12 protein-coding genes are annotated in these 13,761 nt (G+C 65.2%); 8 read left to right on the top strand and 4 right to left on the bottom strand.

What is annotated here, in order from left to right; all coding sequences use genetic code 11:
• Positions 1-29 precede the first annotated feature (29 nt).
• From QQJ79_RS01050 to QQJ79_RS01015, 8 genes are all read left to right on the top strand, one after another.
• Positions 30-1,046 carry a polysaccharide biosynthesis protein gene (locus tag QQJ79_RS01050; RefSeq protein WP_284220179.1) on the top strand — a complete coding sequence of 339 codons (1,017 nt, stop codon included), beginning with the start codon at positions 30-32 and terminating at the stop codon, positions 1,044-1,046.
• Positions 1,047-1,048: 2 nt separating this feature from the next.
• Complete coding sequence (gene wbjC, locus QQJ79_RS01045) at positions 1,049-2,149, top strand: UDP-2-acetamido-2,6-beta-L-arabino-hexul-4-ose reductase (protein WP_284220176.1); 1,101 nt, start codon at positions 1,049-1,051, stop codon at positions 2,147-2,149.
• Positions 2,150-2,151: 2 nt separating this feature from the next.
• A complete protein-coding gene (gene wecB / locus QQJ79_RS01040; RefSeq protein WP_284220174.1) occupies positions 2,152-3,282 on the top strand; it encodes a non-hydrolyzing UDP-N-acetylglucosamine 2-epimerase in 1,131 nt (376 codons plus the stop codon).
• Positions 3,283-3,335: 53 nt separating this feature from the next.
• Positions 3,336-4,511, top strand: coding sequence for a glycosyltransferase family 4 protein (locus QQJ79_RS01035; protein ID WP_284220172.1), 1,176 nt, complete (start codon positions 3,336-3,338; stop codon positions 4,509-4,511).
• On the top strand, positions 4,508-5,110 hold the full coding sequence (locus QQJ79_RS01030) for a sugar transferase (RefSeq protein ID WP_284220170.1): 603 nt from the start codon (positions 4,508-4,510) through the stop codon (positions 5,108-5,110). Before QQJ79_RS01035 ends, QQJ79_RS01030 begins: the two co-directional genes overlap by 4 nt.
• Positions 5,111-5,114: 4 nt before the next feature.
• Positions 5,115-5,750, top strand: coding sequence for an acetyltransferase (locus QQJ79_RS01025; protein WP_284220168.1), 636 nt, complete (start codon positions 5,115-5,117; stop codon positions 5,748-5,750).
• On the top strand, positions 5,743-6,918 hold the full coding sequence (locus QQJ79_RS01020) for a DegT/DnrJ/EryC1/StrS family aminotransferase (protein WP_284220166.1): 1,176 nt from the start codon (positions 5,743-5,745) through the stop codon (positions 6,916-6,918). Before QQJ79_RS01025 ends, QQJ79_RS01020 begins: the two co-directional genes overlap by 8 nt.
• A gap of 571 nt (positions 6,919-7,489) precedes the next feature.
• On the top strand, positions 7,490-8,299 hold the full coding sequence (locus QQJ79_RS01015) for a metallophosphoesterase family protein (RefSeq protein WP_284220165.1): 810 nt from the start codon (positions 7,490-7,492) through the stop codon (positions 8,297-8,299).
• Positions 8,300-8,391: 92 nt separating this feature from the next.
• Here QQJ79_RS01015 and QQJ79_RS01010 read toward each other — a convergent pair whose 3' ends face one another.
• The 4 genes from QQJ79_RS01010 to QQJ79_RS00995 all read right to left on the bottom strand — a co-directional run bounded on the left by QQJ79_RS01010 (position 8,392) and on the right by QQJ79_RS00995 (position 13,564).
• Positions 8,392-9,726 (bottom strand): O-antigen ligase family protein, encoded by a 1,335-nt coding sequence (locus QQJ79_RS01010; RefSeq protein WP_284220163.1) that lies wholly within the window; start codon positions 9,724-9,726, stop codon positions 8,392-8,394.
• Positions 9,727-9,772: 46 nt separating this feature from the next.
• The gene (locus tag QQJ79_RS01005; RefSeq protein ID WP_284220161.1) at positions 9,773-9,994 is read right to left on the bottom strand and encodes a hypothetical protein; all 222 of its coding nucleotides are present in this window, start codon (positions 9,992-9,994) and stop codon (positions 9,773-9,775) included.
• A 130-nt stretch (positions 9,995-10,124) separates the two neighbouring features.
• Entirely contained in the window at positions 10,125-11,321 is a 1,197-nt protein-coding gene (locus QQJ79_RS01000) for a tetratricopeptide repeat protein (protein WP_284220159.1), read from the bottom strand.
• Between the two features lie 44 nt (positions 11,322-11,365).
• Complete coding sequence (locus QQJ79_RS00995; RefSeq protein ID WP_284220158.1) at positions 11,366-13,564, bottom strand: GumC family protein; 2,199 nt, start codon at positions 13,562-13,564, stop codon at positions 11,366-11,368.
• Positions 13,565-13,761 lie beyond the last annotated feature (197 nt).

The raw sequence follows: 13,761 nt of genomic DNA, 5'->3' as shown, positions 1-13,761 counted from the left end.
CGAGCCGCCTGGTGTTTGATAACAATGTCTTGCTGATAACCGGAGGCACCGGCTCGTTCGGCAATGCCGTTCTGCGTCAATTTCTGGCGTCAGGCATCAGCGAGATCCGCGTCTTCAGTCGCGACGAGAAGAAGCAGGACGATATGCGCAGACGTTATGCGCATCCGAAGCTCAAATTCTACCTGGGAGACGTGCGCGATGAACGCAGCGTCGCCGCGGCGATGCACGGCGTCGACTATTGCTTCCACGCGGCGGCGCTGAAGCAGGTGCCATCCTGCGAATTCTATCCGATGGAGGCCGTTCGCACGAATGTGCTCGGCACCGAGAACGTCCTCGCCGCGGCTCATGCAGCGGGGGTGAAGCGGATCATCTGCCTGAGCACTGACAAGGCCGTCTATCCGATCAACGCCATGGGCATCTCCAAGGCCTTGATGGAGAAGGTGATGGTCGCCACCTCGCGCACCTTCGACGGCAGCGGAACGGTGGCCTGCGGCACCCGCTACGGCAATGTCATGGGATCGCGGGGATCGGTAATCCCCCTGTTCGTCAGCCAGATTCTGGCAGGCAAACCCATCACCGTCACCGATCCGGAAATGACCCGTTTCATGATGACGCTGGAGGATGCGGTGGAGTTGGTGCTCTATGCTTTCGCCAATGGCGCCAACGGGGACATCTTCGTGCAGAAGGCGCCTGCGGCGACGGTCGACACCCTGGTTCGGGCCCTGCTCGAGTTGCTGGGCCGGCCGGATCATCCGGTCAGGACCACGGGCGTCCGGCATGGCGAGAAACTCTTCGAGTCCCTGCTGGGCCGCGAGGAGCGGTCACGGTCCGAGGACCTCGGCGACTATTTTCGGGTGCCGCCTGACGACCGGGACCTGAACTACGACAAATTCTTCGATGAGGGCGAGGCGACCGCCGGTCGAAGCGATGAATACAACTCCCGGAACACTCAGCAGCTGGACGTCGAAGGCATGAAAGCCCTGCTGATGAAGCTGGACTTCATGCAGCGTGCAGTTCGCGGTGAACACGTCTCCCTGGAGAGTTGAGCATGACGATCGTGGTCACCGGAGCCGGGGGGTTCATCGGTCAAAACCTCATGCTCCGCCTGGCCGAACGGGGTCATGCCGTTGTCGGGATCGGGTCGGACGCCTCCAAGACTGATCTTTTTGCCGCCCTGGACCAGGCCGACCTGGTGTTCCATCTGGCCGGGGTCAATCGCCCGCCCCGTGACGAGGAATTTGTAACGGGCAACGTCGATTTCACCCGCACGCTTTGCGAGGGCCTCTCCGCCTTGCGACGGCCGATTCCCGTCGTCTTTTCATCCTCGATCCAGGCCGGTCTGGAAAATGCCTATGGTCGCAGCAAGCGGGATGCGGAGGACCTCCTGCTCGCCTATTCCGCCGGCGGGGCGCCGGTGCGAATCTTCCGCCTGCCCAATGTCTTCGGCAAATGGGCGCGCCCCAACTACAATTCCGCCGTCGCCACCTTCTGTCACAATACCGCGCGCGGCCTGGACATCACGGTCAACGATCCGCAAGCGCCGCTCAACCTGGTCTATGTGGACGATGTCTGCGCCGCTTTTCTGGCGCTGGCGGAACACCCCTTCGACGGCGGCGCCTTCGCCGAGGTGGACCCCGTCTATCGCACCACGGTCGGCGAGGTCGCGGACACGATCCGCGCCTTTCCCCACAGCCGCACGACAATGCTGACCGATCGCGTGGGCGGGGGCCTGATCCGCGCCCTCTATTCGACCTATCTCAGCTATCTGGAACCCGCGGCCTTCGCCTACGATGTTCCGCGGCATGGCGACGACCGGGGCGTGTTTGTCGAAATACTGAAGACGCCCGACTGCGGCCAGTTCAGCTATTTCACGGCGGGTCCCGGCGTCACGCGAGGCCAGCACTACCACCACACCAAGACCGAGAAATTTCTGGTGCTGGCCGGTCGCGCCCGTTTCGGGTTTCGCCACATGGTCTCCGGCGAGACCTTCCATCTGGAGACGGAGGGGGGGCAGGGCCGGATCGTCGAGACCGTCCCCGGCTGGACCCACGACATCACCAACGTCGGCGAGCAGGAGATGATTGTCATGCTCTGGGCCAGCGAGATATTCGATCGCGCTCACCCCGACACCGTCCCGATGAAGGTCTGACGATGAAGAAGCTCAAGGTCGTGACCGTGGTCGGCACCCGTCCCGAGATTATCAGACTGTCCCGGGTCCTGGCCCGGCTGGACGAGACGACCGACCATTGCCTGGTCCACACGGGCCAGAACTACGACTACGAGCTGAACCAGATCTTCTTTGACGATCTGGAGCTGCGGAAGCCGGATCACTTCCTCAACGTGGCCGCGGGCAGTGCGGCCCAGACCATCGGCGCCATAATCTCCGCGGTCGACATCGTGCTGGAGGCTGAGAAGCCCGACGCCATGCTGGTCCTGGGCGACACCAACTCATGCCTGTCCGTGATCCCGGCCAAACGCCGCCACATCCCGATATTCCACATGGAGGCGGGCAACCGGTGCTTTGACCAGCGCGTGCCGGAGGAGACCAACCGCCGCATTGTCGACCATGTCGCCGATGTCAACCTGACCTATTCCGACATCGCCCGCGAATACCTGTTGGCCGAGAACCTTCCGCCGGACCGCGTCATCAAGACCGGCAGTCCGATGTTTGAGGTCCTGGCCCACTATGCCGGGCGTATCGACAGCTCGGACGTTCTCAGTCGGCTGGGCCTTGAGGAACAGGACTACTTCGTGGTCAGCGCCCACCGTGAGGAGAATATCGACGACGCGCGCGCGTTTCCTCGCCTGGTCGAGGTCCTGAACGAGGTGGCGAGGACGTATGATCGTCCGGTGATCGTCTCCACCCATCCGCGGACGCAAAAGCGTATCGACGCCGAGGGCTCGACCTTTCATCCGCAAATCCGCCTCCTGAAGCCCCTGGGCTTTCATGACTATGTGCGCCTGCAGAAGTCGGCCCGCGCGGTCCTGTCAGACTCGGGCACGATCACGGAGGAGAGTTCCATCCTCAACTTCCCGGCGCTGAATATCCGCGAGGCGCATGAACGGCCTGAGGGCATGGAAGAAGCGTCTGTGATGATGGTCGGCCTCAACCCCGAAAGAGTTTTGCAGGCGCTGGCCCTGATTGAGACGCAAGGCCGTGGCCAGACTCGCGATCTCCGTCCGGTTGCGGACTATTCGATGCCCAACGTGTCAGAGAAAGTCGTGCGCATTATTCACAGCTATACTGACTATGTGCGACGCACCGTATGGAATGAGTATTGACGTTGTCGCGCCGGGTGCTTTTTCTTACCCAGTGGTTTGAGCCAGAGCCCATCATGAAAGGCTTGCGTTTCGCCCAGGGTTTGGCCGAGGCAGGCTTCGAGGTTGAGGTGGCGACGGGGTTCCCCAACTACCCGACGGGCAGGTTGGCGCCGGGATACCGGCTTGGACCGTATACGTCGGAAATCATGGAGGGCATTCGGGTTCACCGGCTCTTTCTGGCGCCAAGCCATGACACCTCCAGCCTGGGCCGCGCCGCGAACTATCTGTCCTTCTTCATCTCGGCGCTGATATTTTGTGTTCTGCGGGGCGGTCGTTTCGACGCAATCTATGTCTATCATCCGCCGATCACCGTGGGTCTCGCGGCCGCGATCAGCGGGCTGTTTACGCGGACCCCCTTCGTACTCGACGTCCAGGACCTGTGGCCGGACTCCGTCGCCGCATCCGGTTTTGGCGGCGCCAAGCGTCTGGGCGGGGTTCTGGGCCGGATGTGCGGGTTCGTGTATGGCCGCGCGGCGCTGGTCATCGGACAGTCGCGGGCGATGACGGCGACGCTCATCGAACGAGGAGTCCCCGCCGGCAAGGCCGTGACGATATTCAACTGGGCGGATGAGGACGCCGCGAGGGCGAGGGGGGAATTCGATGTCGGCTCCCTGGGTTTTGAGGGGCGGTTCAACATCGTTTTCGGAGGCAACCTCGGCCGGGTCCAGGATCTGGAAACCCTGGTGCGCGCCACGCTGCTCGCCGCGCAGGATGTTCCCAATATCCAGCTGACGCTCGTGGGAGACGGCGTGGAACGCCAGTCGCTCGCGGAACTGATCAAGGAGCTCGGTACGGCCCATGTGCAGTTGGTGGCCGCTGTCCCCCGGACCCAGATCGGCGACATTTTCGCGGCGGCTGATGTCCTGATCCTCCATCTGCTTGATGATCCGCTCTTTGCCATCACCATCCCCTCAAAGGTCCAGTTCTACCTGGCGATGGGGCGGCCGATCCTGGCCTGCGTGAGGGGCGAAGCGGCGGACATCGTGACCGGTTGCGACGCCGGGCGGGCGGCGGCGCCCCAGGATGTGGCCGCCGTGGCCGCCGGCATGGTCGAGATGGCGGGACTCTCGCCGGAACAGCGCGCCGGCATGGGGCGCCGCGCGCGCGCAGCCTATGAGGCCGGTTTCTCCTTTGCGGCCGCCATGGCGTCGACGAGCGCCTGCCTTGAGCGGCCGGAGCTGTCGAGATGACCAGGTCTGCTGCGGTCAAACGGGCATTCGACATCGTGATATCGGCGTCAGCGCTCCTCATTCTGGCGCCGGCGCTCGGGGTCGTATGGCTCATGGTGCGTCGCATGATGGGCCCTCCCGCCCTGTTCAGGCAGGTCCGGCCCGGACTGAACGGCCGGCCTTTCGAGATGATAAAATTCCGCACCATGCGCGATGCAACGGATTCCGATGGAGCCCCCCTCCCGGACGCGGAGCGGCTCACGCCGTTCGGGCGCTGGCTCCGGGCGACCAGCCTGGACGAGTTGCCCGAGCTCTGGAACGTGCTTCGGGGCGACATGAGCCTGGTCGGCCCGCGCCCGCTGTTGATGGAATATCTGCCGCTCTATTCGCCGGGACAGGCGCGCCGCCACGAAGTGCGGCCGGGGGTGACCGGCTGGGCCCAGATCAACGGGCGCAACGCGGTCAGCTGGACGCGGAAATTCGAACTCGACGTCTGGTACGTCGACCGACAAAATTTGTGGCTCGATGTGAAGATTATCGTCATGACCCTTGCTCGTATACTCAAGCGAGACGGCATTTCCGCTCCAGGCTCGGCGACCGCCGACAGGTTCGAGGGTTGATCGGGTGAAGCGCTCCCTAGCGATCATCGGCGCCGGCGGGCACGGCCGTGTCGTCGCCGACTGCGCGGAAGCTCTGGGCTGGGGCCGGATCGAGTTTTTCGACGACGAGGGAGTCGGGACGTCGTCCGGTCCGTGGCCCGTCGTCGGCGCGACCGGGGCCCTGTTCGAGCGGGCCCGCGACTATGACGGAGTCATCGTCGGCATCGGCGCCAATCGGGCGCGGCTGGAGCGGCACCGGGCGCTGGTCGCGCGGGGCGCCGCCATGGCTGTTCTGATCCATCCCTCGGCCACGGTCAGCCGACACGCCCGCATTGACGCGGGGACGGTGATGTTCGCCGGGGCCGTGGTCAATATCGGCGCCGTGATCGGTCAGGCCTGCATCATCAATACGGGGGCGACCGTCGATCACGACGATCGTCTGGCCGACGGCGTGCATCTATCCCCGGGATCTCATCTCGGCGGCGGGGCGACCGTCGGGGAGTGCAGCTGGATCGGCCTCGGCGCCTCGGTGCGCGAAGGCGTCTCGATCGGCAGGGATGTCCGTGTCGGCGCCGGCGCGGCGGTGGTGGCCGACGCGCCCGACGGCATGGTTATGGTCGGCGTGCCAGCCCGGCCCTTGAAACGGAACGACGATGCTTGACACCCCCTTCTCCCCCTGGCCGTCGTTCACGCCCGAGGAGATCGAGGCGGTCTCGGCCGTGTTGGCCTCGAACCGGGTCAACTACTGGACCGGGGACCGGTGCCGCGAGTTCGAGCGTCGCTTCGCCGACTGGGTGGGGACCCGCCACGCCGTCGCTCTTGCCAACGGCACGATGGCTCTGGAGGCGGCATTGAAGGCCCTTGGGGTCGGCCCCGGCGATGAAGTCATCACCACCTCGAGGACGTTCATGGCCTCGGCCTCCTGCATCGTCACCGCCGGGGCGGTCCCGGTGTTCGCCGATGTCGACGCCGACAGCCAGAACATCACGGCGGAGACCATTTCGGCGGTGCTGACCCCGCGCACCAAGGCCGTCATCTGCGTCCATCTCGGCGGGATGCCGTGCGACATGGATCCCATCATGGCCCTGGCGGCGCAGAACGGGCTGAAGGTGATTGAGGACTGCGCCCAGGCGCACGGCGCCCGCTATCGCGGCCGCAGTGTGGGGTCGATCGGCCACATCGGGGCCTGGTCCTTCTGTCAGGACAAGATCATGACCACGGGCGGGGAAGGCGGAATGGTCACCACGAACGACCCCGCCCTTTCTTCGTTCATGTGGTCCTACAAGGACCACGGCAAGAGCGGGCACGCGAACCAGGAGCGCCCCCGTCCCTCAGGTCCGCGGCAGGTCTACGACAGCTTCGGGACCAACGGGCGGATGATCGAGATGCAGGCCGCCATCGGCCTGATCCAGCTTGAGCGGATGCCGGCCTGGACCATGCGGCGCACCGCCATCGCTGACGCTCTCGCCGAGGCGTGCCGGGCTCATGACCTGGTTCGCGTACCCGCGACGCCCGAGGGGATCGACCACGCCTGGTACCGGTTCTACGCCTTCGTGCAGCCGGAACGGTTGGCGGAAGGCTGGAGCCGGGACCGGATCATCGAGGCCATCAACGCGGCCGGCGTCCCCTGTTTCCACGGCTCGGCGTCCGAGGTTTACATGGAACGGGCCTTCGACGGCACCGGCTGGCGGCCGGCGGAGCGGCTGCGGACGGCGCGCCGGCTCGGCGAAACCGCCATCGCCCTGTTAGTGCATCCGACCTTGACCGAGACTGAAGTGGCCAAGGCCTGCTCCGTGCTCGACGCGGTCCTGAGCGAGGCTGCGAGATAAGCCGATCTGCGCTTTCGGCCGGGGGCTGTCCGTCCCCCGGGGTGTCGCGCTCTACCAGATTGCGGCGGCCGACCCGCAGCGGCGTGAACCCATGAGCGGCGTTGGCAGGGCGCTGGAGCGCCTAACCGGTGACAGCCGGCTTGGGCCGGGACTGGCGCGTCATCGTGGAGGATAGTGGCGCGCCCGCTGGGAGGGGCAAAGGCTGGAGCTCGCCGTATAGCCCGGCTGCACGCAGCGGCGCCCTGTTCCAGCTATCGCCGGCGCGCAGACTTTGCGAATGAATTTCAGCCATGCAACATTCCCCGCCTCAATATTTACACTTTGGCAATATTGATGCAACCCGGCACGGTCCGCGGTTCAAGTGGCGCTCTCTCGACGCCTGAGTCGATGCCGCCCTTCTTGCGCAACACCGTCGCTGCTATAGGAGGCGTAGCGTTCCGACGGAAGGCGACAGCCGCCGCCAACGCCCAGTTGTGTTCAGAGGCCCATGCTTTCAAAGCTTTTTCGATCCCGAACCCAGGTAGCCGCGCCGGCGGCGCCGGCCGTTCCGGACGGAACGGTTGTGTGGGCCGTGGGCGACATCCACGGTCGGCTCGATCTTCTGAAGCCCCTGGTGGAAGCAATAGCCGCCGATCTCCATGCGAGCGCCGCCACCCGCAAGGTGGTGATCTTTCTGGGCGATTACATTGACCGGGGACCAGACTCCCGCGGCGTGCTTCAGTTTCTCGCAGATCTGCCGGTCATCCAGGGCGTCGAATGGCGGTTTCTGAAAGGAAACCATGAGCAGGCGATGCTGGGCTTTCTCGACGATCCCTCCACCGGACCCAAATGGTGCGAGTACGGGGGCGACAATGCGTTGCGCTCATATGGACTGAGAGTGCCCAATCTCGCCCACCGGACGGAGGCCTGGGCGCGAGTGGCGGCTGACCTGCGGCACAAGCTGACGGCGCGAGAGATGGCCTTTCTTGAGGACCTGGAACTGAGCCTGACCGTCGGGGACTATTTCTTCACCCACGCGGGCGCACGGCCAGGGGTGGCGCTGGACCGGCAGTCCGCGGAGGATCTGATGTGGATCCGGCAGCCATTCCTGAACAGCCGGACGGGGTTCGAGCGCGTGGTCGTGCATGGCCATACGCCGACCCCTCGCGTTCATGCGGATCATCGCCGGATCGGGATGGATACCAAGGCCTACCATTCCGGGGTGCTGAGCGCCGTGCGGTTGGAGAGGCAGGATCGACGCCTCCTGCAGACCATCGGCCCGCGGAGGACGTCGGAGGCCCGATACGGGAGTGAAGAATATCTGCCCACGGACGATGCGGGCGTGGTGCTTCACACCGAGCGGCTCGAATCCGCGCACGCCGAGATCGAAGGCGTTCGGTAGTTCGCCGCCCTTGGGGAGCGGCCGGACGCCGGCCGCGAAGGCGTGTCCCGACCTTTGCGCGGGTCGGTCGTCGCCTCCCGATGCGGCCGCGCTCAGTGAGCCTGGTCGGTTCGCCGGGCCAGTTCGAGAAGGCCGCAACACATGGCGAAGACGACAGCCAGGGTGATCGTCCGCAGGGGATAGTCTCCGGCGGAGTGCAGGAGCAGAATGCCGATGCTGGCGGCGCGCTGCAGGTCGCCCTCGCGGGACGGCGGCGACTTCCACGCAGACCAGCATCTTCGAGCGTACCAGACCAGGAACGCCAATATCACGCCGATCCCCAGCCAGCCGGCTTCCAGCCATGTCTCGAGGTAGTCGTTGTGGGCCTGGTTGAAGAAGCTGCCGTCCAACTCCTCCAGCGGCTCAACCGAGCGATAGACAGCGTCGAAACTGCCGATGCCGGATCCGAGCGGCAGGTAGGTCTGGGCTGTCTCCGCCACCAGAGGCCAGCGTTCGAGGCGAACCTCGGGTGCACCCTCAGTGTCAAACCGCGCGAGGACCGGCGGAAGGGCCAGCACCGCCACGGCCGTCAGCGCCGCTCCGATCGAACCAATCATCACCAGCAGACCCGTACCCGGCCGGCCGCGTCCGGCGGCGATCCAGGCGGCCAGCAGGCTGATCAGCATGACCGGCGCGAACAGGGTGATGCCCGCGCGCGAGCGGATCGCCGCAAGAGCCACGACGACCAGGCCCGCAAAGAGAGCGCCGAACCACAGCGCCGCTGTCCGTTGATCGCGTTGTCTGAGCGTCGCTGCGCCGAATATGACTGCAAAGGGCAGGACGATCAGAAGGGAGGACGCCAGGTGATTGCGATTGGCGAAAAAGCCCCTGATCTGGCCCGCTTCCCCCCAATCCCAGAGGTAGAGGCCGTGGCTGGCCAGTTGGGCAGCCCCGAGTAGAATGCCCGCGATGGCTGCGGCGATATAGAACTGCGCCAACCGCTGCCTGTGGAGATGGGACAGCGACAGCATGGCGAGGAAAAGGGCGGCGGGGGGCACCAGCGCCAGGACTGATCCCCAAGTTCGGTCGGGGGTCAGGCTCAACGGCACCCAGCCGGGCTCCAGACCGGCGAGCTCAAGGGCCAGCACCATCTGGTCACGGCCGGGAAGACTGGTCCACACCGCCGCGGGGAGCGGAATCAACTGGATTAGCGGAATGGCGACGATCGCCGCCAACAAGCCAAGCGAAAACAGATGCTCGCGCCACAGGCCGGAGAGAATCAGCCGCCGGGCTGCAAGCACCAGAAGCGGCAGGGACGCAAGTTCAACAAGCGCCAGACGAAGAGCGTGGTTGCGGCTGGCGCCGCCGAAGGCAATGGAAAAGGCCAGCAGGACCAAAGCCGAAATCGCGACTAAGTCCCACTGGCCCTTCCAGGTATTTTTCGGCACGCGCTATGTCAGTTGGTTGGAGAACGCGGCGCGACCGCAGTCCGTCTTAGTCGCTTTCACCGTCGTCGGTCGCAACCACGACCGTCGTGACCAGAACGGCCGCGCCGATCAGAAGCACGAAAATCGGCACACCGGCGAACTCGGAATTGGCTTCGGCGCTGGCGCCGACGCGGTCACCGACGCGGGTGACGGCTGAATTATTGGCGGCGGCAGCTTGGCCGGCTACGAGCAGCAAGCCCGCCGTGACGGCAGCAATGGTCTTACGCATGCGTTGATCCCCTGGATTCTATTGGTACGACGGGCGGACCCGCGAGCTATCGAGAATGTGTATAGGGGGCGAAGGTTCCAAAAGCAATACGGATTCAAGCCGAACACCCGGCTACTGAATGGTGCGGAATTCAACTGGCAGGGGAAATGACTATCCGATCGAACCAGACCGCGTTCGGGGCCCGGCTGTCGCCCGACCGGGTCTCCAGCCTCAGCCATTGCGCCGGACAGCTGGCCTGGACTTCGAACCGTCCCGACAGGTTCGTCCAGGTGTTGGCGGTTGCGTCAGGAATTGCAGTGGGAACTGAGACCTTCTCACCCCCCCCGGTGGCGCATGAGAGAGTCCATGCCAGTCGGACGCTGGGGTTCCCGGTCTCGCTCCTGACGGCGGCGGTAAGACGGTAGGCACCTGGCGTCAGGTAGGTTAGCTGCTCGGCAATCGTGCCCGTGGCATAGCCGTCGTAATCGACCCGCAGGGCCGCGTTGGACGGGTTGAGGTCATCCGCGGCGATTTCCGCTACAATCCCCGCGTTCTCATAGAGCCGCCACTGGAAGGGCGCGGGATGGTCCGCCTCGTCGAAGCCGCCATTGGTTACTGCAGTATCAATCGGAGGGCGATTCAAGCGCCGTCGGATAGTCTGTACGCTCTCAATACTCCCCGCATTCCCCAATGCGCTGTAGAATTGGTGTAACTCATCGTTGGTGAAGGGCGCGGCGCCAGCCTGAAGCAGGATCGCCAAGCTCGCGGCCACCTGGAGACCTTGCGGCGTCTCGTTCAGGCTGTTGAGGTAGGCCATGCGCCACGGGGGGCGCGCGGCGAGCAATCGGGCGACAACCGGCAGGGATCGCTGCGGATCCGCGGCGCCGGCGGCGGTGAACAGCCGGAAGACCTGGGGCTGAATGTCCTCCCGTCGCCGAACCAGCGTATCGGCGTGGGCGAAGGATGAGGCGTAGTCGCCGCGCCGAAGGCGGCGGTCGACCAGCCAGGCATGGGTGGGGTCGTCCCGCAGGCTCCAGTTTCCGGCCAGCGTCAGGATGTCGTCCGCCGCATCCTCGCGCCTTGCCCGGGCTTCGGTCAGGCCGAGGACGCGAAGCGCCCGCACGTCAAAGGGCGACCGGATGAGGGCGTCACGGCTGAGGGCCGCGGCGTTGTCGACACGCCCGGCGGTCAGCTCGGATTCCGCCGCCCGCCGCAAGACCATCGGCGATCCGGGGGCGAGGCGGACCGCGATCTCGACGGGCGCCCTCTGGATCAGGGGCTGGATCGCGATCTGCCAGCCCAGGACCATCGCGCCGACCACCAGGCCATAGGAGGCGATGTCCCCCAAGCCCGAAAGCCGGCGAGGGGCGGCGGACGTGTCCGCCCGGTCCCTCAACCCCGCTTGCCCTTCTTGCCGCCCTTGGCTTCAGGTTCGGCGCCGTAATGGTAGTCGTAGGCGTAATCGTAGCCGCCATAGGAGGTCGATTTGGCGCTGAATTTCGTCAGCACCGCACCGAGCAGGTTGGCCCGGCCCACCTGGATGCGCCGAAGGGCTCCGCGCGCCTGACCCCGGCGGGTGCCGCGGGATTCCAGCACGAAGAGGACGCCGCTGACAGCGGCCGCCAGCATCGGGGCGTCCGCGAAGCCCAGCACCGGCGGACCATCGACGATCACGTGGTCGAAATTGTTGCGCGTCTCGGTCAGGAACTGGCGCAGTCGGTCACCGCCCCAGAGTTCGGCCGGGTTGGGCGGCAGGGGGCCGCAGGGGATGAAGAACAGATTCTCCTGGCGGGTGTGCTGCACGACCCCAGCCAGATCCGCCGAGCCGGAGAGCAGGTTGCTCATGCCGCGCTCGTTCTCCACGCCCACCACGCGGTGCATGGACGGATTGCGCAGGTCGCCATCGACCAGCAGGACCCGTTTGCCGACGCGGGCGAGGTTGAGCGCGACGGCATAGGCGGTGGTTGACTTGCCTTCGGCCGGACGGGCGCTGGAGACCAGCAGACTGCTGGGCGCGCCGTCGGGGGTCGAGAACTGCAGCGCCGTTCGAAGCGAATAGTAGGCCTCCGAGAACCCGGATCGGATGTCGGAAAGCGCGCTGGCGGTGGTCTCTCCCTTCTCGAGCAGGGGAACAACCCCGAGCACCGCGATGCCCAGCTTCTTCTCGACATCGTCGGGTGTCGCCAGAGTCTCGTCGAGCGCTTCCAGAACAAGGGCCGCCAGACCGCCGAGGCCGAGGCCGAGCAGGGCCGCAAACACCATGTTCAACAGCAGATTGGGCTTCGACGGCGAGTCCGGCGGGGTGGCGAGATCGACGATCGAGATGTTGTTGGCGGTGACGCCGCCCGTGACGCCGACCTCCTTGTAGCGTTGCAGCAGACCTTCGTAGAGGGTGCGGGTCGTATCCAGTTCGCGCTGGAGGATGTTGTACTGGATCGACCGGTCTCTCAGGTCGAGGACGTCGCCCGTCAGCCCGTTCACCTGGGCCTGAAGCGAGCGCTCCTGGCTGGCGGCGATTTCATACTGGCTGCGGATGGAGCTGCGGATATTGCCGGCGATGGTTTGAATCTGGCCCTCAGCTTCCTCGATCTGGGCCCGCAGACGGACCATTTCCGGGTAGTCCGGCTGATAGATGCTGAGCTTTTGCTGGTACTCCGCATCCAGGACCGCCCGCTGTTCCGTCAGTCTCTGGATGGACGGGTTCTGAAGGACTTCAGGCAGGGTCATCAGCTCGGTCGTCCGGGCGGAACGCCAGCGTTCCTCAGCGGCGACGCGTTCGGCGCGGGTACGGGCGAGGGCGCTGTTGAGCGCGACCAGATTGTTGGACGTCAAGGACTCGGTCGCGCCGCCCGCCGCAGCGCCTTCGCTGGGCTCGCCGACGTTGATGATCTGATTGTTGGCGGCGTAGGCGACCAGCTGCCGTTCCGCGGACTCCAGCCGTTCCTTGGTCTGGGCGATCCGCTCCTCAAGAAATTGCCGGGCATATGCCGAGCTTTCGAACTTCCGGTCCAGGTTGGACTGGATGAAATTCTCGGCGAAACCGTTGGCGATGCGCGCGGCGACGACGGGGTTGGGGTTGTCATAGCCGACCGCGACCAGCCTCGAGCCGCGAACGGGGGAGACGCTAAGGTTGGCCTGGAGGGCGTCAAGGGCTGCGGCCTTGCGGCGCGCGGCCTGGGAGGCGGCAGTGCCTCCGGCTTCAGGCGCCTCGATACCCATCGCTTCAAGGGCGGCGTTGGAACTCGCCAGCCCGAGGCTCTCGATCACGCGTTCCGCGAGCGACCGGCTACGCAACAGGCCGTACTGGGTCTGGAAGAATTCCTCGCCCTGCATCATGTTTTCTCTGGGAGCGACATCTTCGGAGTCGAGGACTCGCGCCGCCTCCCGGTCGATCTGGAGAGTCGCCTGCGCCGTGTAGATCGGCGTCATGAGCAGCGTGAGGGTCGCGCCGACGACAAGGGCGCCGAGGAAGCAACCGATGATCAGGAAACGATATTTGAGCGCCAGCCGCCAATAGGTGGCGAGATCGACAAGCGGGAGTTCCTCCGACTTGTCCGCCCAACCGCTTCCGCGGGCAGCGTCCGAAGACAATTCCCGAGGGCTGGTCGCCCCCTTCTCAGGCCAGGGTCCCTGATCTCCAGAGAAAGAATTGTCACCCAACATCAGTGCTGTCCATCACAAGTTGCGGCCTAACCGCATGATTTTCGGGTAGCGCGTATCGCACCCGTGATTGCGTACCATAAAATCGCCGGTACCGGCTCTCTCGGCCGGAGCGGAGCGAATCCGGA

Source organism: Brevundimonas denitrificans (assembly GCF_030160755.1).
In the GTDB taxonomy this organism is placed as follows: Bacteria; Pseudomonadota; Alphaproteobacteria; order Caulobacterales; family Caulobacteraceae; genus Brevundimonas; species Brevundimonas denitrificans.
The sequence above is the reverse complement of the archived record's forward strand: the minus strand, read 5'-3'. Positions and strand labels throughout refer to the sequence as shown.